Below are 16,976 nucleotides of genomic sequence, written 5' to 3'. Positions count from 1 at the left end.
TTTCTCAGCCGCGCGCGCGGGTTCGGGGGTCGATCACCGAGTACAGGAGATCGACCAGGAGGTTGGCGCCCAGCACGGAGAGCGTGATGACGAGGAAGATCCCCTGCATCAGGGCGTAGTCGCTGCTGTTCACCGCGGAGAGCAGGGCCGACCCGATGCCCGGGTAGCTGAACACCGCCTCGGTGACGATGGAGCCGGCGACGACGAAGCCGAGCGAGATCGCGAAGCCCGCGATCGACGGCAGGACGGCGTTGCGGGCCGCGTAGGTGCGCATGATCCGCCCGCGCCGCAGCCCCTTGGCCTCCGCGGTGACGATGAAGTCCTCGGACAGCGTGGACACCATCATGTTGCGCATCCCCAGCATCCAGCCGCCGATCGACGACACGACGATGGTCACCGCCGGCAGCGCGCCGTAGTAGAGCACCGACCCGATGAAGGCCGCGTTCCAGCCCGGCGACGTCGTGTACACGTCGTAGCCGCCGTTGAGCGGGAACACCTGCCACACCGACCCGAAGAGGTACAGCAGCACCAGCGCCAGCCAGAAGTACGGCACGGACTGGAACATCGTGGTGACGGGGATGAGGTTGTCCAGCCACGAGCCCCGCCGCCAGCCGGCGAGCGTGCCCAGCCCGATGCCGAGCACGAAAGAGATCACCGTGGACAGCCCGATCAGTCCCACCGTCCACGGCAGGGTCTGGGAGATCACCTGCGTCACCGGCGCCGGGAAGTACGAGACCGAGACGCCCAGGTCGCCGTGGGCGAGCTGGCGCAGGTAGTCCACGTACTGCTGCCACAGCGGCGACGACGTGTCGGCGCCGAGGAGGAGCTCGATGGCGTGCCGGGTGGCCGGGGTGACCTGGCCCTTCTGGGCCAGCTTGGACACCAGCTGGTCCACCGGGTTGCCCGGCATGAGCCGTGGGATCAGGAAGTTCAGGGTCAGGGCCGCCCACAGGGCGACGACGTAGAACCCGAGCTTGCGTGCGACGAACGTCATGTCGTTGACCTCGCGGTCTTCCTCCTCGGCGCCTGCGCGTCAGCCGGCCGGCTGGATGGTCTTCAGGACGATGCCGTTGTCCCAGGCCTTCCAGGACGCGGCGAACGCGTACTTGTCGTCGTTGTCCGGCCAGCCGGTCACCCGGGTGTTGTTGAACTCCGTCAGCGTGGAGTTGATATAGATCGGGACGTACGGGAGGTCCTTGACGATCTCGTCCTGGACGATCGCGTACTGCGCCTTCTGCTCCGCCGGGTCGGAGGTCTGCGACGCGGCCTTGATCGCGGCGTCGACCTTCGCGTTCTTGTAGCGGGCGTAGTTGCCGCCCGACGCCATCTCGCCGACCTTCGCGGTGTTCACCGACGAGTACTTCGGGTTGTAGGTGAAGTACGGGTTGTCGGACGCGCCCAGCCCGATCGAGTCGAGCGAGAGCTGGTAGGTGCCCTTGAGCTGGTTGTCGTTCCACTCGTTCCAGGCGAGCTGCGACGGCTCGAGCTCGATGCCGACAGCGGCGAGCTGCTGCTTCATCGTGTCGTTCAGGGAGATGTAGTCCGACCAGCCGGTGACGGTCTGGATCGTCATCTTCAGGCGCTCGCCGTCCTTGGCGCGCACGCCGTCGTCGCCCTTGACCCAGCCCGCGTCGTCGAGGATCTGGTTCGCCTTGTCGACGTCGGCGCCGGTCGGCGTCTCGAGGTTTCCGGGGTCCGCGACCCAGTCCTGGTCGCGCTCCGGCAGCAGCAGGGTGGGCGATCCGGTCGCGGCGAAGCCGCCGCCTGCGAGCTTGTTGAGCTGGTCGCGGTCGAGCGCCCAGTACATGGCCTGGCGCACGGCCGGGTCCGTCTGCGGGCCCTTGCAGCCGAGGCCGGCGTCGGAGCAGGTGAAGATCGACGTCGTCATCGCAGGGGTGTTGACGTACGAGATCTCCTGGTTGTCCTTGAGCATCTGGTCGAGGCCCGGCAGGAACGAGCTCATCCAGTCGACCTTGCCCGCGAGCAGCGCGGCGGACGCGGCGTCGGCCGTGTCGAGGGAGATGTACCGGACCTCCTGGACGGAAGGCTTGCCCTTCTCCCAGTACGTGTCGTTCTTCTCCAGCAGGTAGCTCTGCGGGGTGAAGTCCTTGAGCGTGTAGGCGCCGGTGCCCACGGGGTCCGGGTTGATCGTGGTGATCGGGTCGTCGATCTTCGACCAGACGTGCTCGGGCACGATGGCCTGGTTGCCCAGGACCTGCGCCTCCTGCATGAACGAGTTCTTCTCGGGGAACGTCAGGACGACGTGCGTGTCGTCGGTCGCCTTCGCGGAGGCGGACAGCCCGGACGTGTTGAGCTCGGGGGTCTTCTGGATGAGGTTGAACGTGAAGGCCACGTCCTTGGCGGTGAACGGCTCGCCGTCGGACCACTGCACGCCGTCGCGCGTGGTGACGCTGAGCTCCGTGCCGTTGTCGTTCCAGGAGAACTCGGTGCCGAGCAGCGGGGTCGGGTCGGACGTCTGGGCCAGGTTGTACCAGAACAGCGGCTCGTAGATGACGCCGAGCGTCGGCTGCAGGGCGGTGGGCGAGAACGGGTTCCAGTTCTCGTTGATGGTGCCGGTCGAGCCGTTGAACACGGTGATCGACGCGTCCTTGCCGCCACCCGCGGGCGTGGCGCCGCCGCCGCCGGTGCCGCCGCCGGAGCAGGCGGCCAGGGCGAGCAGTGCGGCGGAGGCCGCGGCGATCCCGGTGAGCACCCGGCGACGGGCACGGCGTCGTGTCATGTCGGTCATCAGGAGTCCTTCTGTCGGTCGCCGTCGTCGGCGACACCTGTGCCGCTCCTCGAGCCCGCACCCCCATCGGTGCGGCGAGCCTGCGAGCCGGCAGGGACTTTTGTAGCGGACCGAAGAAAGTTCCCGCAAGAGGTGGTCCGCGATTCAGGACGCCGATCGGGGCAGATCCGCGCATTCCCGGGAAAAGACCGGCGCAACCGCCTCGACACCTCCCGGGCCGCCTCCGACCCCGAGCGCCTCCTTTGTTCGCGCTGCGAAGTAGCGGCCCTCGCCATGGTCACGGGTAGCGTGTGGCCGTGCAGCGCTCCCCGTCCCCCGACGTCGTCGGCCTGGTCCTCGCCCGTCCGGCCCGGCTCCTCGCCATCGAGCCGTTCTTCATGGAGCTCGTCGCGGGGATCGAGGAGGTCCTCACCGCCGACGACATGTCGCTGCTGCTGCACGTGGTGCAGGACCTCGACGCCGAGCTCGCCACCTACGAGCGGTGGACCCGCAACGGCACCGTGGGCGCCGTCGTCGTGACCAACGTGCGCACCGACGACCCGCGCCCCGACGCCCTGCGGGAGCTCGGCCTGCCCTACGTCGTCGCCGGCGGGCCGCGGCCGTCCGGCGACGCCCCGCACGTGTGGATCGACAACGCCCGGCCCGCGCGCGACGCGGTCGGCTACCTCGCCGAGCTCGGCCACACGGTGGTCGCCCGCGTCACCGGGCCCGCCGTGTTCGCGCACACGCGCACCCGCACGGACGCGTTCCTCGAGCGCTGCCGCACCGCCGGCGTCGTCCCCCACGTCGTGGAGGGCGAATACACGGAGGAGTCCGGCGCGCGCGCCACCGGTGAGCTGCTCGGCCTCGACCCGCGGCCCACGGCCGTCGTCTACGACAACGACGTCATGGCCATCGGCGGGCTGGAGCACGCCCGGTCCACGGGCCTGCGGGTGCCCGACGACCTGTCGATCGTCGCGTGGGACGACTCGGCCCTGTGCCGGCTGTCCTCCCCGCCGCTGTCCGCGATGCACCACGACGTGCACGGCATGGGGCGCCTCATCGGCGAGGCCCTGCTCGACGCCGTGCAGGGCCTCGCCCCGACCACCCGCACGGCCCCGTTCCCGCGGCTCCTGGTGCGCGGGTCGACGGCGGCGCCGCCCGTCGCCGAGAGCGCCGCGGCCGGGGACGCGCCCACGTCGTAGGCGCGGGGCCGACCAGGAGCGGGGCGGACCGGGAGCGGACGTGGAACAGTGAGGCCATGACCGGGTCCGCCGCCGCCCCCGCACCGCCCCCCGTCGACCCCGAGGTGCTGACCGCCCTCGCGCAGGGCACCCTGCACGACCCGCACGCCGTGCTCGGCCCGCACCTCCTGGACGCCCCGCCGGCCGTCGCGGGCGCCGCCGACGCCCCCGGCGCGTGGGCCGTCGTGCGCGCGCTGCGCCCCCTGGCGGACGAGGTCGTGGTGGTGGTCGGCGACGTCGAGCACCCCGCGCGGCACGTCGCCGCGGGCGTGTGGGAGGCCGTCGTCCCGGCGGGCGCCGACCCGGACGGCGGGCGGCACGCCCCGGACTACCGGGTACGCACCCGGTACGACGACGACGTGCAGACCGTCGACGACCCGTACCGCTTCCTGCCCACGCTCGGCGAGGTGGACCTGCACCTCATCGCCGAGGGGCGCCACGAGGAGCTGTGGCGGGTGCTCGGCGCCAACCGGCACCGCTACCCGAGCGCGCTGGGCGACGTCGAGGGCACCGCGTTCGCCGTCTGGGCCCCGAACGCGCGCGGCGTGCGGCTGGTCGGCGACCACAACCGGTGGACCACCGTGCACCCGATGCGGTCGCTCGGCTCGAGCGGCGTGTGGGAGCTCTTCGTGCCCGGCGTCGGCGCGGGCACGCGGTACAAGTACGAGGTGCTGGGCGCCGACCGGGTCTGGCGGGCCAAGGCCGACCCCCTCGCCAAGGGCACCGAGGTGCCCCCCGCGACGGCGTCCGTCGTCGTCGACTCCGTGTACGAGTGGGGCGACGGCGCGTGGCTGGCGCGGCGCGCGTCGGGCGACCCGCACTCCGGCCCGGTGAGCGCCTACGAGGTGCACCTGGGCTCGTGGCGGCCCGGGCTGGGCTACCGCGAGCTCGCCGAGGAGCTCACCGCCTACGTGGTCGAGCAGGGCTTCACGCACGTCGAGCTGCTGCCCGTGGCGGAGCACCCGTTCGGCGGGTCGTGGGGCTACCAGGTGACGGGCTACTACGCGCCGACGGCGCGGTTCGGGCACCCGGACGACTTCCGGTACCTCGTGGACCGGCTGCACCAGGCGGGCGTCGGCGTCATCCTCGACTGGGTGCCCGGCCACTTCCCCCGCGACGAGTTCGCCCTCGCCCGGTTCGACGGCGCCCCCCTGTACGAGCACCCGGACCCGCGCCGCGGCGAGCAGCCCGACTGGGGCACGTACGTCTTCGACTTCGGGCGACGCGAGGTGCGCAACTTCCTCGTCGCCAACGCGACCTACTGGTTCGAGGAGTTCCACGCCGACGGCCTGCGCGTCGACGCCGTCGCGTCGATGCTCTACCTCGACTACTCGCGCCAGCCCGGCGAGTGGGTGCCGAACGTCCATGGCGGGCGGGAGAACCTCGAGGCGATCGCGTTCCTGCAGGAGGCGAACGCCACGGCCTACCGCCGCTCCCCCGGGGTCATGATGATCGCCGAGGAGTCCACCGCGTTCCCCGGCGTCACGCGCCCCACCGACGCGGGCGGCCTCGGCTTCGGGCTCAAGTGGAACATGGGCTGGATGAACGACGGGCTGCGCTACGTGGCGCACGACCCGATGTACCGGCGCTACCACCACCACGAGCTCACGTTCTCGCTGGTCTACGCGTTCTCCGAGCAGTACGTGCTGCCGGTCAGCCACGACGAGGTGGTGCACGGCAAGGGCTCGCTGCTGCGCCGCATGCCGGGCGACCGGTGGAAGCAGCTCGCGGGCGTGCGCGCCTTCCTCGCCTACCAGTGGACGCACCCCGGCAAGCAGCTGCTCTTCATGGGCCAGGAGTTCGCCCAGGACGCCGAGTGGGACGAGGGGTCCGGCCTCGACTGGTGGCTCCTCGAGACCCCCGGCCACGCCGGCGTGCAGCGCCTGGTGCGCGACCTCAACGCCCTCTACCGCGCCACGCCCGCCCTGTGGGAGCGCGACTTCGACGCCGCCGGGTTCGAGTGGCTCGACGCCGACGACGCCGACCACGACACCCTCTCGTGGGTGCGCCGCGACGCCGCCGGCGAGCCCGTGGTCGTGGTCGTGAACTTCGCCGGCGTGCCGCACGAGGGCTACCGTCTCGCCCTGCCCGACGGCGGCGCGTGGGACGAGGTGCTCAACACCGACGCCGAGGTCTACGGCGGCTCCGGCGTCGGCAACCTCGGCCGGGTGCACGCGCAGGACGTCCCCTGGAAGGGCCGCCGCCACTCCGTCACCCTGCGCGTGCCGCCCCTGGGCGCGCTGGTCCTCCGGCCCAGCGTCAGTACAGGCTGATCGCCAGGCGCTGGCGGGCCTTGACCACGCGCGGGTCGGTGGGGCCGACGATCTCGAAGTACTCCACCAGGCGCACGCGGAGCTTCTCCTTGGCGTCCGGGTCGGCACCGGGCAGCTGCTCCAGCAGGCGCGCGAGGGCGTCCTCCACCTTGCCGCCGAGCATGTCCATGTCCGCGACCCCGAGCTGGGCGTCGACGTCGCCGGGGGCGTCCGCGGCGGCGGTGCGGGCGGCCTGCAGGTCCACGCCGCGGGTGCGCTGCAGCAGCCGCACCTGCGCGAGCCCGGCCACGGCCAGGGCGTCCTTCGGGTCCTGCTTGATCGCCTTCTCGTACGCGGCGACCGCGGTGTCCAGGTCGTCGCGCTCGATGGCGTCGTACGCCTCCTGGTGCAGCGGCGGCAGCGGCTCCTCGACCGGCTCCGCCTCGGCCTCGGCCGGGGCCTCGGTCTCGCCGCCCTGGGCGGGGGCCCGGCCGGTGACGCCGTTCTGCTCCGCCGCGGCCAGCACCTGGTCGAGCACGCCGCGCACCTGCTCCTCGGGGGCCGCGCCCTGGAAGAGGGGCAGCGGCTGGCCCTGGAGGACCGCGACGACCGTCGGCACGCCCTGCACCTGGAACGCCGCCGCGACCTGCGGGTACGCCTGCGCGTCGAGGCGGCCCAGCAGGAACTTGCCCGCGTACTCCTGGGCGAGGCGGCCCAGCAGCTCGCCGAGGTCGGCGTTCGCCTTGTCGGTGGGGATCCACAGCAGCATGACGACCGGGTAGGTGGTCGAGTCCTGCACCACCTGCTGGAAGTTCGCGTCCGTGACGTCCAGCACGTAGCCGGCGGCGGACGGCGCGCCGCCGGGCTCCCCCGGGGGCGGCGACTGCGGGCGGTTCAGCGCCGACAGGTCGACGGCACCGCGCACGGCGAAGGACGGGTCGGGCGTGGCGTTGGTCATGGACGTCATCCTACGAGCGGTGGATCAGTTCGAGGCCGCCGTCGCCACGTGCGAGTAGCCGAGCGGGCGGATCTTCTCGTCCGAGTCCTTGGGCGGCACGTACAGCGCGACCATGTCGGTGTACTCGGTCTTGAGCACGTTGGTCGGGTCGGCGTCGCCGAGCAGCGCCTTCTGCGTCTCGGACAGCGCGGGCACCTTGGCGTCCTCCTCGGCCTGGACCGTGGTCTTGCCGTCGAGCACGCCCATGACGAGGGCGCCGCCGTCGACGGTGCGCACCGCGCGCACGGCGTCCTTGCGGGCCGCGTACTTCTTCGAGTACTTCGTGCCCGACTCCTCGAAGCCGTCCACCGACTTCCATGCCTTCTCGTCCGCGGCGACCGCGGCGACCAGGTCGGCGTCGGGCAGGTCGAAGCCCTTCGCGAACGACGACTTCTTCGCGCCGAGGGTCACGATGTCGGCGTACTGCGCGAGCGCGTCGGCCGGGGAGGCGGCCAGCGAGTCGTCCTTCGCCCCGACGGCCTCCGAGCCGATGGCGGAGTCGGCGAAGTACGGCATCTCCTGGCCGGGGATGAGCTGCACCCAGGACCACATCTTGTAGTTCTCCCGGGCGCTCGCCTGCTCGAAGGCGACCAGGCGCGGCGTCTCGAGCTTCTCGGTCGCCTCGGTGATCGAGAAGCTCGTGCGCGGCCATCCCTCGGTGGTCGGGATGATCATCTGCTGCGAGCTGTCCGGGATGTCCGTGACGAACTCGGAGTTGTCCCGCTTCTTCGCCACGGCGAGCTGGCTCGAGCGCACCTCGTACGCCGGGCCCGTCACGCGCGGCTTGAGGGCCTTGGCGCTCTTCGCCTTGTCGGCCTTGTCGACCGTCGCGGCGACCGTCGTGACGACGTGGGTGTCCTGGTCCTTCGTCAGCACCGGGCGGGTGTCCGCCGCGTCCGGCGCGGGCTGCGGCAGCTCCTGCGCGCAGCCCGTGAGGAGCGCCGAGGACACGACGAGGGCGCTCGCCACGGTCAGGCCGCGGCGGGTGGTACGGCGGTTCATCGGTTCTCCCCGTCGGTGTCGGTCGGGCGCGGGTCGGCGTCGGCGGACTGGCCGGCCCCGAACCCCCAGGTGGCGCGCCAGGCCGCGGCGCGGCCGGTGGGCGTGGACAGGTCGGGGCGAGGCTCGGCCTCCGCCTCGGCCGGCGCCGCCTGCTGCGGGCGCACCGCGGGGATGGAGCCGGTGATGGCGCGCAGCATGCGCGTCATCCCGCCCTGCTCCTGGGCCCGGCGGGCCTCCTCCTGGGCGCGCAGCTCGCGGCGGGTCATCCGCAGGGCGCCGGTCGCCGTGGTGGGCTCTTCCGGGACGGGCTCGTGGGACGCCGGCGCGGCCGGGACCGGCGCGTGCGGCGTCGGCGCGGCGGCCGGGACGGGCACGGGGTGCGCGTCGCCGAACGACGGCGCGGCGGGGGCGGCGGGTGCGGCGGCGTCCGTCTCGGGTGCGGTCTCGTCCGTCGCGGGAGCGGCGTCGTCGCGCTGGCGACGGCGGGAGCGGCGCAGCAGGCGGCCCGCGACCGGCACCTCGGCGGTGCCCGCGGTCGCCGTCGCCGTGCCGTCCTCGGTCTCGCCCGCGTCCTGCGTGCCGTCCTGCGGGTCGCCCGCGGCGGACGCCTCGGGCTCCGAGGACGGGGACGACGACTGGGACGGCGGCCCGGCGCCGAGGGCGCCCGGGGTCACCGGGGCGAACGGGCCCGCCGACGGACCCCCGAAGGGGCCGGCGCCGTCCGCGTCGACGGACGTCGCGTCGGCGGGGCCGACCTCGTCCCGCTGGTCGCGGTCCGCCCGCTGTGCGCGGACGCGGCGCCCGCCGAGCACGAGGAGGAGCGCACCGACGAGCACGAGCACGGCGCCGGCGATGACGCCCGGCCACAGGTACGGCGTCGCGACGGCACGCGGCCAGGTGAGCTCCAGCGTGGGCGCCTGGGCGCCCTTGCCGACGCCCGCGGCGAGCAGGGTCCAGCGGCCCGGGCGGTCGCTCCAGCGGAGCGTGACGCTGTCGGCGTCGGAGGCCTCGGCGACCCACATGTCGGAGCCGGCGGGGTCGGGCCCCGTCGTCGGCGCCTTGGCGGTCTTCGCGTCCGCGTCGGCGGGCTCGCCCGCGGCGACGGACAGGTTCTCCCAGTCGCTGAGGCCGGTCACGCGCGAGTACGGGTCGTTGCCGACCCACCCCGCGACGTCGACGTCCCGGCCGACCGCCAGGGTGACCTTCTGCCCCTCGGGGACGGATGCGCTGATGGTGACGTCGTCCCCGACGAGCCCGAGGACCCCGGGGTCGGTGACGACGAACGTGCCGTCGCCGGACGGCTTGGCCGTGGCGGCCACCGTGTCGGTGTCGCGCCAGACCGTGGCGGAGGCGACACCGAGCGCGGCAGCGGCCAGTCCGATGAGGACCAGGACGCCGCCCAGAATGCGTTGCAGCACCGAGCTTTCCCTTCGACGTGGACAGTCCAGCATAGGGACGGCACGCGGAGCTCCGTCCACGTCGGCCCCCTCGCGGGGGCCGGTTCACGAACCCTTCACGACTCGGGTACGTCGGCCGCGCCCGGGCTCCCGCCCGCCCCCACGAGCCGCCGGGGACGGCGCGGCGCCGCCCCCAGCAGGGCGGGTCCGCCGTGTGAGAGAATGCCTGGCTCGTCCCGTTGGGCCAGTATGTCCCGAGTATCGGCGCCACGGTCGCACCACTATCCTGACGTGGCCGGGACACCCCACCACACACGGAGGTCTGCACGTGTCCGACGAGCGCACGCTCTTCCCGATCACCATGCGCGGCTACGACCGCGCCCAGGTGGACGGCCACATCGCCCGACTCGAGCAGGCCCTGGAGGAGGCTCGTCGGAACGTCGAGAGCACCGACGCGCGCGCCATGCAGATCTCCTCGGAGCTCGCGCTCGCGCAGCGCCAGCTCCGGGAGAACGAGAAGCCGTCCTACGCCGGGCTCGGGTCCCGCGTCGAACGCCTCCTGCGGTCCGCCGAGGAGCAGTCGACCGAGGTCCTCACCCAGGCCAACCAGCAGGCCGCCGACATCATGGCGCGCGCCAAGCTGTCCGCCGGCCAGGTGCGCTCGCGCGCCGAGTCCGAGGCGTCGGAGCTGCTCGGCAGCGCCCGCCGGGAGGCCGAGGAGATCCGGTCCACCACCGCGGCCGAGGCCGAGGGCACCCTGCTCGCCGCCCAGCGGCGCGCGGAGGAGCTGGTCGGCTCCGCCGAGCGCGAGGCCGCCCTCATCACCAGCACGCTCTCCGCCGAGGAGAGCGAGCGCCGCGCCTCCCTCGAGCGCGAGATCGGTGTCCAGCGGTCCACCGCCGAGCGCGAGACCACCGAGCTGCGCGTCTCCGCCGAGCGCGAGACCGCCCAGCAGCGCGCCTCGGCCGCGGCCGAGGCCGCCGCCCAGCGCGAGGAGGCCGACCGCGAGTCGTCCGACCTGCTCGAGCGCACCCGCCGCGAGGCCGCCCGCATCATCGCGGAGGCGAAGCACCAGGCCACCGAGGCGTCCGACGCCGTCACCACCGAGCTCGAGCAGCTGCGCGAACAGGCCCGCGCCGCGCTGGCCGACGCCGAGCTGGAGATCGCGCAGCGCCGCGAGCAGGTCGAGCACGAGGCCGCCGCCCGGCACGAGACGGCGCGCCAGGAGACCGACCTGCTCGTCCGTGCCGCCGAGGAGCACGCTGCCGAGGCCGAGCAGCGCGTCGCCCTCGCGCTGCAGCAGGCGGAGAAGGTGCGTGCCGAGTCCGACGCCTACGTCAAGGCCCTCGTCGCCGACGCTCGCCGCACCGCCGACGGGATCGTCGCCGAGGCGCGCGAGTTCGCCGAGACGATGGTGGGCGACGCCCGGGTCGAGGCCGAGACCCACCGCGCCACGGCCTCCCGGCAGCTCGAGGACCTCACCCGCCGGCACGACTCGATCAACTCCTACCTCGAGGAGCTGCGCGGGCTGCTCGGCGCGGAGAAGAAGTCCGACCAGGGCTCGGCCCGCACGGCCGCTGCACTGGCCGACGTGCCGGCGGCCCCCGTCGCCACGGTCTCCGCCCCGGAGCCCGTGACCGAGGAGCAGGTCGTGAACCCGCAGGAGCCCGTCGTCCAGGGCGAGACAGCCGAGGACGACGCCGCGCGGACCGCGTCCGCGAAGGCGGCCAAGGGCAGCAAGGCCAAGGCATCGGCCGCCGAGGAGCCGGCGGCCGAGGGCACCGACGACGCGGAGGCCGGCCAGGAGGCGGCGGCCGCCTCGCAGGCCTGACACCGCACGCACGACGAGGGCCGGTCACCCACCCGGGTGGCCGGCCCCCGTCGTGCCAGGCCCGGACCTGTCAGGGCGAGGTGCACGGAAACCTTCGCGTGGCCCTGACGGGCCCGCGCGCGGCGGGATCAGGCGTCGGCCGCGGGACGGTACTGCCAGGGCCAGCGGGGCGGGTGCGTCTCCTGGGCCACGCGCCGGTGCAGCAGGCCCAGGGCGGCCGCGACGGTGGCCGGGTCCTCCACCGCGCTCATGTGCCCGGCACCGGGCACCACGGTGAGGGCGCCGTCGCGCGCCGCGTGAGCCATGTGCTCCGCCTCGACGAGCGGGGTCACCTGGTCCTCGGCGCCGACCACCACCGCGACGGGGCCGTCGAAGGCGCGCAGCACGTCCGTGCGGTCGGGCCGGGCCGCCATCGCCCGCTGCGCCCAGGCCACGCCGGAGGGCGACTGCCCCCGGATCCACGACTCCAGCAGCGGGAAGAGGTGGCGCCGCTTCTCGGTGCTCGTCGAGCCGAGCAGGGTGCCCGGCATGCTGAGGACGGGGTCGAGCGTCTGGCCCTCGGTCACCGCGGCCGCGATGCGCAGGCGGTTCGCCCGGGCGGCGTCGAGGTCGGCCGTCGACTTGGTGTCCACCAGCCCGAGCCCGACGACGAACCCGGGGTGCCGCTCGGCCAGCGCGAGGGCCACGTAGCCGCCCATCGACAGGCCGACGACCACCGCGTTCCCCTCCCCCTGCTGCTGCATCGTCCGGTGCACGGCGTCCGCGACGTCCTCGAGCCGCGGCGGGACTCCCCCGAGGTCGGAGTGGCCCTGGCCGGGCAGGTCCACGCCGATGGCGCGCACCCCCTCGGGCAGAGCCTCGGCTGCCGCCGCCCACATCCGGTGGTCGAGGGGGAAGCCGTGCAGCAGCAGCAGCGGCGTGCCGGCCCCGTCGTGGAGCTCGTACGTCGCCAGGAGCGCGGAGGTGGTGGTCATCGTCGACTCCTCGTCATCGCCATGTCATGTCATCCGGGAACCTCGTGCGGCGCCGTCAGCGCGGCACCGTCTCCGCCTGTCGCACGTCGCCGTCGTAGTGCGTGGGCAGCGGGGCGTGGCCGGGCAGCACGTGCCCGACGATCTCGTCGAGCACCCGGCGCACCGCCGGCTCCCCGACCCACAGGTGCTTGGCGCCGTCGACGCCGATCACCTCGGCCTGCGGCACGCGCGCGAACCGGCGCCGCGCCTCCTCGGGCCGCAGGTAGTCGTCGTGCTCGGGCACGAGGACGACCAGCGGGCGCCCGAAGGCGGCCCAGCGGTCCAGGTCCTCGTCGGTGGCACGGTGCAGCGGCGGGGACAGCAGGATCGCGCCCTCGACGCTCGGGTCGGTGCCGTGCTTGAGCACCAGCTCCGTGCCGAACGACCAGCCGACGAGCCACGGGCGGGGCAGCTCGCGGAACTCGGCGAGCTCGATCGCGGCCGCGACGTCGAACCGCTCGGCGTCACCTCCGTCGAACTCGCCCTCGGACGTGCCCCGCGGCGATGACGTCCCTCGGGTGTTGAACCGCAGCACCGCGAGGTCGGCGAGGGCCGGGAGCCGCCAGGCGGCCTTCCGGTAGACGTGCGAGTCCATGTACCCGCCGTGCGTGGGCAGGGGGTGGAAGGTCAGCAGCGTCGCGACCGGGTCGCGGTCGGCAGGGAGGGCCAGCTCCCCGACGAGCGTCAGCCCGTCCGCGGTGTGCAGGTCGACGTCCTCGCGCCGTGCCGGGAGCATCGTCAGCGAGCGGATCTGGTGGCCGGTGGACTCGCCGGCGGGCTTGTCGTTCATCACCGCCCAGCGTAGTTCGGACGGACGCTCCCGGCCGGTCCGCGCGCCCCGCCGAGCGTGGGGCTCAGCGCAGCCGCGCGCGGCGCTCCCAGCACGAGGAGTGCCAGTGCCGGCGGTCCTCCAGGCCGGCGCTCTCGCCCCCGACGACGTCGCGCTGCCACGCCACGACGTGCGGCGTGCCGGCGGGGATCTCCTGGCGGCACGCGGGGCAGCGGTACGCCTTGTCCCCGCCCCGCAGCCTGCGGACCGTCCACTCGCCGTCCGCCGCGCTCTCCCGTCGCACGCCGCCCAGGGCGCGGTCCAGGTCGAGCGGCGGGGGCGTGGCGCCCCAGGGGCGCTTGCGGGACGGACGGCTGGACGGCATGCACCCATTGTCGCCCGGGCGCCGGACCGGCCGGGCGAGGCCGGTGCAGAAGCCTGGACGGGGCGGTCAGGTGGTGCCGTTACAGTGTCCCGGTTCGTCCCCGCCGACCGAAGGACTCTCCGTGAAGCTCCGCACGTCCGCCGCCGCAGCCGCGCTGGCGCTGGCCACGGCCCTGGCCCTGACCGCCTGCGCCGACGACTCCGGCGACGGCGCCACCCCGTCCGCGTCGGCGTCGTCGTCGCCGGCCACCGAGGCGCCGACGCCCACCAAGGAGGACGTCGCCGCCCTCGAGGCCGTGAAGGTCGACGGCGACGCCGGGAAGGAGCCGAAGCTCTCCTTCAAGGCTCCGCTCGAGGTCTCCGTGCCGACCTCCCGCGTCATCGACGAGGGCAAGGGCGACGCGCTGGCCGAGGGCATGCAGGTGACGATCGACTTCGTGGGCTACACGGGCGCCGACGGGAAGAGCCAGGGCTCGACGTGGCAGCAGAAGCAGCCGGCCACCTTCATCCTCGGCGACCAGAGCTACGGCGTCCTCACCGAGCCGCTCACCGGCCAGAAGGTCGGCTCGCGCGTGCTCGTCGCGTTCCCGACGCAGGATCAGCAGGGCAACGCCGTCACCGCCGTCAACCTCGTCGAGGTCACCGGCGCGAAGAAGATCCCGACCCGCGCCGAGGGCGAGGCCGTGAAGCCGGCGGCCGGCCTGCCGACCGTGACGCTCGACGACTCGGGCAAGCCGTCCGTGAAGATCCCCGACGGCTACAAGGCCCCCAAGGACCTCGTGGCGCAGACCCTCATCAAGGGCGACGGAGCGAAGGTCACCAAGACCCAGTCGATCACGGCCAACTACACGGGCTGGACGCTCGACGGCAAGTCGTTCGACTCGTCCTGGGACCGCGGCGCCCCCGCCTCGTTCTCGCTGCAGGGTGTCATCCCGGGCTGGACCGACGGCCTCGCCGGCCAGACCGTCGGCAGCCAGGTGCTGCTCGTCATCCCGGCCGACCAGGCGTACGGCGCGAAGAAGAGCGACCAGAACGAGCTCGCCGGCCAGCCGCTCGTCTTCGTCGTGGACATCCTCGCGGCGCAGTGACGCCCGAGCGGCGCGCGTGACGTCTCGCACGTCGCAGCCGCGTCGGCGCAGGTCAGCAGCATCAGGACGGCGGGTCCCCGGTCACGGGGGCCCGCCGTCGCGCGTACGCTCGGTTGCCATGACCGCATCGTCACCCGAGCCGCCCACCGGCGCCGCGCCGGCGCCCGAGCGCGAGGTGCTCACCTGGACCCTGCTGCCCGTCGCCATCCGCGAGCTGGCCGAGCGCGTCGTCGCGAGCGGGTTCCGGCCCGACGTCGTCGTCGCGGTCGCGCGCGGCGGCCTCGTGCCCGGCGGCGCGATGGCGTACGCGCTGGGCACCAAGGGGGTGGGCACGCTGAACGTCGAGTTCTACACCGACATCGGCAAGACCCTCGACGACCCGCGCGTGCTGCCGCCCCTGATGGACACCTCCGAGCTGCCCGGCGCCAAGGTGCTCGTGGTGGACGACGTCGCCGACTCCGGCCGCACCCTCGCGCTCGTCATGGACATGCTCACGAAGCAGGGCGCCGACGCCCGCTCCGTGGTGCTGTACACGAAGCCGCGCACGATCATCCGGCCGGACTACTCGTGGCGGGACACCGACCTGTGGATCACGTTCCCGTGGTCCGCCGACCCGCCCGTCACCGGCGCGCACTCGGCCGACGTCTGAGCACCGTCACGCCGCGCGGGCGAACAGCTCTCGAGCGCGGTCCACGACGAGGTCCGGGCGCTCGTCGACCATGAAGTGCGAGACCCCGGGGAGCACGTCGACGGTGAGGTCGTCGGCGTGCTCCTCGTACCCGCCGAGCAGGGCGGGGTCGCTGAGGATGTCGTTCTCGCCGAGCAACGCGTCCGTCGGCGTGGTCAGGTGCTGGTCGCGGTAGGCGCCGCGCAGCACCGACCACAGCTCGCGCCGCACGAAGTCGCGGCAGAGCGCCGACCCCGCGCGGGCGCCCGCGGGCAGCCGCAGCGGCGCGAGGTACGCCTCGACGTCGCTCTCCGTCATCACGGGCGCGTCGCTGCCGTACTCCTGGAGCAGGTGGCGCGGCAACCGCTGACGCCCCCGCGACAGGGCGCGCGGCCCTGTGAGCCGCGAGGCGATGACCACCTGGAACCAGGTGTGCCGCAGCATGAGCAGCAGCCTCGGGTCGAACCGCAGCCACAGGTGGGGCACGCCCATGCTCAGCAACGACGCGGCGCGGTCGGGGTGCTCGAGCGCGAGGTGGAAGCCGACCAGCGCACCCCAGTCGTGCGCGACGACGTGCGCGCGCTCCAGGCCCAGCGCGTCGAGCAGGCCGACGACGTCGGCCAGCAGCCGGTCGCGCGTGTAGCCGCCCGGCGGCGCGTCGGTCCAGCCGAAGCCACGCAGGTCGGGGCACACGACGTGATGGTCGGCGGCGAGCGGACCGATCACCCCGCGCCACTCCCACCAGTGCTCCGGGAAGCCGTGGAGCAGCAGCACCGGGTCACCGGCGCCCTGCTCGACCACGTGCATCACGAGCCCGTCGACGTCGACCCACCGATGGGTGACACCGGCGAGCTCGGGCATCGGCACCTCGGCCGACGCTTCGCTCACCACGTTCTCGTCCATCCCTCGACGCTACTACGTTCGTAGTGTCGTGTCACTATATTCGTAGTAACGGGTTTAGGGTGACGTCGTGACCGCCACCCTCCCGCCCCGACGCCGCGCGCTCGACGCGGCCGTGGACCTGCTCGGCACCGAGGGGCTGCGCGCCCTCACGCACGGGAAGGTCGACGACCGCGCCGGGCTCCCCCGCGGCTCGACGTCGAACTACTTCCGCACCCGCGCCGCCCTGCTGGCCGGAGTGTCCGAGGAGCTCGCGAGCCGGGACCTGGCCGGCCTGTCCGCCGTGCCGGAGCCCGCGTCGGCGGCCGACATCGTCGACATGCTGTGCGCCGGCTTCGCGCAGGCGACCGGCCCCGACCGCGCCGCCACGACCGCCCGCCTCGTCCTCTTCCTCGAGGCGAGCCACGACCCCGACCTGCGCGGGCGTGTCAACCGGGGCCGCGAGGCGCTCGTCGAGTGGGGCGAGCGGATGATGGGCCGGCTCGGCGCGCCCGACGCGCGCGCGGCGATGGTCGCCGTCGCCGGCGCCTACGAGGGGCTGCTGCTGCACGCGATCGCCCGGCACGACCCGACCGACCCGCGCCCGACCCTCACGCTCGTCGTCGACGCCGCGCTGGCGACGCCGAGGTAGTTCGAGACCCGCCGAGGTAGTGCGAAGGGCGGCCCGCAATGCTGCGGGCCGCCCTTTTCGAACTATCTCGGCG

15 protein-coding genes are annotated in these 16,976 nt (G+C 73.7%); 6 read left to right on the top strand and 9 right to left on the bottom strand.

From position 1 onward, the window contains the following. Positions 1 to 4: 4 nt before the first annotated feature. Positions 5 to 994, bottom strand: a complete 990-nt coding sequence (locus ACFWDO_RS06825) for an ABC transporter permease (protein ID WP_380315695.1) — start codon at positions 992 to 994, stop codon at positions 5 to 7. Between the two features lie 39 nt (positions 995 to 1,033). Beyond that, positions 1,034 to 2,749: an ABC transporter substrate-binding protein gene (locus ACFWDO_RS06820; protein WP_380315698.1), complete on the bottom strand. Its 1,716-nt coding sequence runs from the start codon at positions 2,747 to 2,749 to the stop codon at positions 1,034 to 1,036. 296 nt (positions 2,750 to 3,045) lie between these two features. On the opposite strand from ACFWDO_RS06820, the gene ACFWDO_RS06815 reads away from it, so the two are divergent. Further along, complete coding sequence (locus ACFWDO_RS06815) at positions 3,046 to 3,933, top strand: LacI family DNA-binding transcriptional regulator (RefSeq protein WP_380315701.1); 888 nt, start codon at positions 3,046 to 3,048, stop codon at positions 3,931 to 3,933. Positions 3,934 to 3,989: 56 nt separating this feature from the next. Next, complete coding sequence (gene glgB, locus ACFWDO_RS06810; RefSeq protein ID WP_380315704.1) at positions 3,990 to 6,245, top strand: 1,4-alpha-glucan branching protein GlgB; 2,256 nt, start codon at positions 3,990 to 3,992, stop codon at positions 6,243 to 6,245. Here the strand turns inward: glgB and ACFWDO_RS06805 are convergent. The 3 genes from ACFWDO_RS06805 to ACFWDO_RS06795 are packed head-to-tail and all read right to left on the bottom strand — an operon-like array spanning position 6,232 to position 9,641. After that, positions 6,232 to 7,182, bottom strand: coding sequence for a co-chaperone YbbN (locus ACFWDO_RS06805; RefSeq protein WP_380315707.1), 951 nt, complete (start codon positions 7,180 to 7,182; stop codon positions 6,232 to 6,234). The genes glgB and ACFWDO_RS06805 overlap by 14 nt on opposite strands. Before the next feature lie 24 nt (positions 7,183 to 7,206). Next, entirely contained in the window at positions 7,207 to 8,223 is a 1,017-nt protein-coding gene (locus ACFWDO_RS06800; protein WP_380315710.1) for a hypothetical protein, read from the bottom strand. Further along, entirely contained in the window at positions 8,220 to 9,641 is a 1,422-nt protein-coding gene (locus ACFWDO_RS06795) for a hypothetical protein (protein ID WP_380315713.1), read from the bottom strand. Before ACFWDO_RS06795 ends, ACFWDO_RS06800 begins: the two co-directional genes overlap by 4 nt. Before the next feature lie 307 nt (positions 9,642 to 9,948). Here ACFWDO_RS06795 and ACFWDO_RS06790 point away from each other — a divergent pair, with 307 nt between their 5' ends. Beyond that, positions 9,949 to 11,451 carry a hypothetical protein gene (locus ACFWDO_RS06790; protein ID WP_380315715.1) on the top strand — a complete coding sequence of 501 codons (1,503 nt, stop codon included), beginning with the start codon at positions 9,949 to 9,951 and terminating at the stop codon, positions 11,449 to 11,451. Positions 11,452 to 11,579: 128 nt separating this feature from the next. Here the strand turns inward: ACFWDO_RS06790 and ACFWDO_RS06785 are convergent, their stop codons facing one another. From ACFWDO_RS06785 to ACFWDO_RS06775, 3 genes are all read right to left on the bottom strand, one after another. Beyond that, positions 11,580 to 12,425 (bottom strand): alpha/beta fold hydrolase, encoded by an 846-nt coding sequence (locus ACFWDO_RS06785; protein WP_380315718.1) that lies wholly within the window; start codon positions 12,423 to 12,425, stop codon positions 11,580 to 11,582. Positions 12,426 to 12,480: 55 nt separating this feature from the next. Continuing rightward, positions 12,481 to 13,254, bottom strand: coding sequence for an alpha/beta hydrolase (locus ACFWDO_RS06780; protein ID WP_380315721.1), 774 nt, complete (start codon positions 13,252 to 13,254; stop codon positions 12,481 to 12,483). 64 nt (positions 13,255 to 13,318) lie between these two features. After that, the gene (locus tag ACFWDO_RS06775; protein WP_380315724.1) at positions 13,319 to 13,618 is read right to left on the bottom strand and encodes a hypothetical protein; all 300 of its coding nucleotides are present in this window, start codon (positions 13,616 to 13,618) and stop codon (positions 13,319 to 13,321) included. A 121-nt stretch (positions 13,619 to 13,739) separates the two neighbouring features. Here ACFWDO_RS06775 and ACFWDO_RS06770 point away from each other — a divergent pair, with 121 nt between their 5' ends. Together ACFWDO_RS06770 and ACFWDO_RS06765 are read left to right on the top strand one after the other, a co-directional pair. Next, complete coding sequence (locus ACFWDO_RS06770; protein WP_380315726.1) at positions 13,740 to 14,705, top strand: FKBP-type peptidyl-prolyl cis-trans isomerase; 966 nt, start codon at positions 13,740 to 13,742, stop codon at positions 14,703 to 14,705. 118 nt (positions 14,706 to 14,823) lie between these two features. Next, a complete protein-coding gene (locus tag ACFWDO_RS06765; RefSeq protein WP_380315729.1) occupies positions 14,824 to 15,354 on the top strand; it encodes a phosphoribosyltransferase in 531 nt (176 codons plus the stop codon). Positions 15,355 to 15,360: 6 nt separating this feature from the next. Here ACFWDO_RS06765 and ACFWDO_RS06760 read toward each other — a convergent pair whose 3' ends face one another. Further along, positions 15,361 to 16,275 carry an alpha/beta fold hydrolase gene (locus tag ACFWDO_RS06760; protein WP_380315732.1) on the bottom strand — a complete coding sequence of 305 codons (915 nt, stop codon included), beginning with the start codon at positions 16,273 to 16,275 and terminating at the stop codon, positions 15,361 to 15,363. 67 nt (positions 16,276 to 16,342) lie between these two features. Between ACFWDO_RS06760 and ACFWDO_RS06755 the strand changes: the two genes are divergently transcribed. Next, positions 16,343 to 16,903, top strand: a complete 561-nt coding sequence (locus tag ACFWDO_RS06755) for a TetR/AcrR family transcriptional regulator (protein ID WP_380315734.1) — start codon at positions 16,343 to 16,345, stop codon at positions 16,901 to 16,903. Positions 16,904 to 16,976: the final 73 nt, after the last annotated feature.

The organism is Isoptericola sp. NPDC060185 (assembly GCF_042728595.1).
Lineage (GTDB): Bacteria > Actinomycetota > Actinomycetes > Actinomycetales > Cellulomonadaceae > Isoptericola.
Note: the sequence above shows the minus strand (reverse complement) of the source record. Positions and strands in the feature narration are given on the sequence as shown.

What these genes read in the sequence shown, in the direction of transcription:
- ACFWDO_RS06825 (WP_380315695.1), bottom strand. Translation starts at nt 994, where the DNA reads ATGACGTTCGTCGCACGCAAGCTCGGGTTCTACGTCGTCGCCCTGTGG.
- ACFWDO_RS06820 (WP_380315698.1), bottom strand. Translation starts at nt 2,749, where the DNA reads ATGACCGACATGACACGACGCCGTGCCCGTCGCCGGGTGCTCACCGGG.
- glgB (WP_380315704.1), top strand. Translation starts at nt 3,990, where the DNA reads ATGACCGGGTCCGCCGCCGCCCCCGCACCGCCCCCCGTCGACCCCGAG.
- ACFWDO_RS06805 (WP_380315707.1), bottom strand. Translation starts at nt 7,182, where the DNA reads ATGACCAACGCCACGCCCGACCCGTCCTTCGCCGTGCGCGGTGCCGTC.
- ACFWDO_RS06800 (WP_380315710.1), bottom strand. Translation starts at nt 8,223, where the DNA reads ATGAACCGCCGTACCACCCGCCGCGGCCTGACCGTGGCGAGCGCCCTC.
- ACFWDO_RS06785 (WP_380315718.1), bottom strand. Translation starts at nt 12,425, where the DNA reads ATGACCACCACCTCCGCGCTCCTGGCGACGTACGAGCTCCACGACGGG.
- ACFWDO_RS06780 (WP_380315721.1), bottom strand. Translation starts at nt 13,254, where the DNA reads ATGAACGACAAGCCCGCCGGCGAGTCCACCGGCCACCAGATCCGCTCG.
- ACFWDO_RS06775 (WP_380315724.1), bottom strand. Translation starts at nt 13,618, where the DNA reads ATGCCGTCCAGCCGTCCGTCCCGCAAGCGCCCCTGGGGCGCCACGCCC.
- ACFWDO_RS06765 (WP_380315729.1), top strand. Translation starts at nt 14,824, where the DNA reads ATGACCGCATCGTCACCCGAGCCGCCCACCGGCGCCGCGCCGGCGCCC.
- ACFWDO_RS06760 (WP_380315732.1), bottom strand. Translation starts at nt 16,275, where the DNA reads ATGGACGAGAACGTGGTGAGCGAAGCGTCGGCCGAGGTGCCGATGCCC.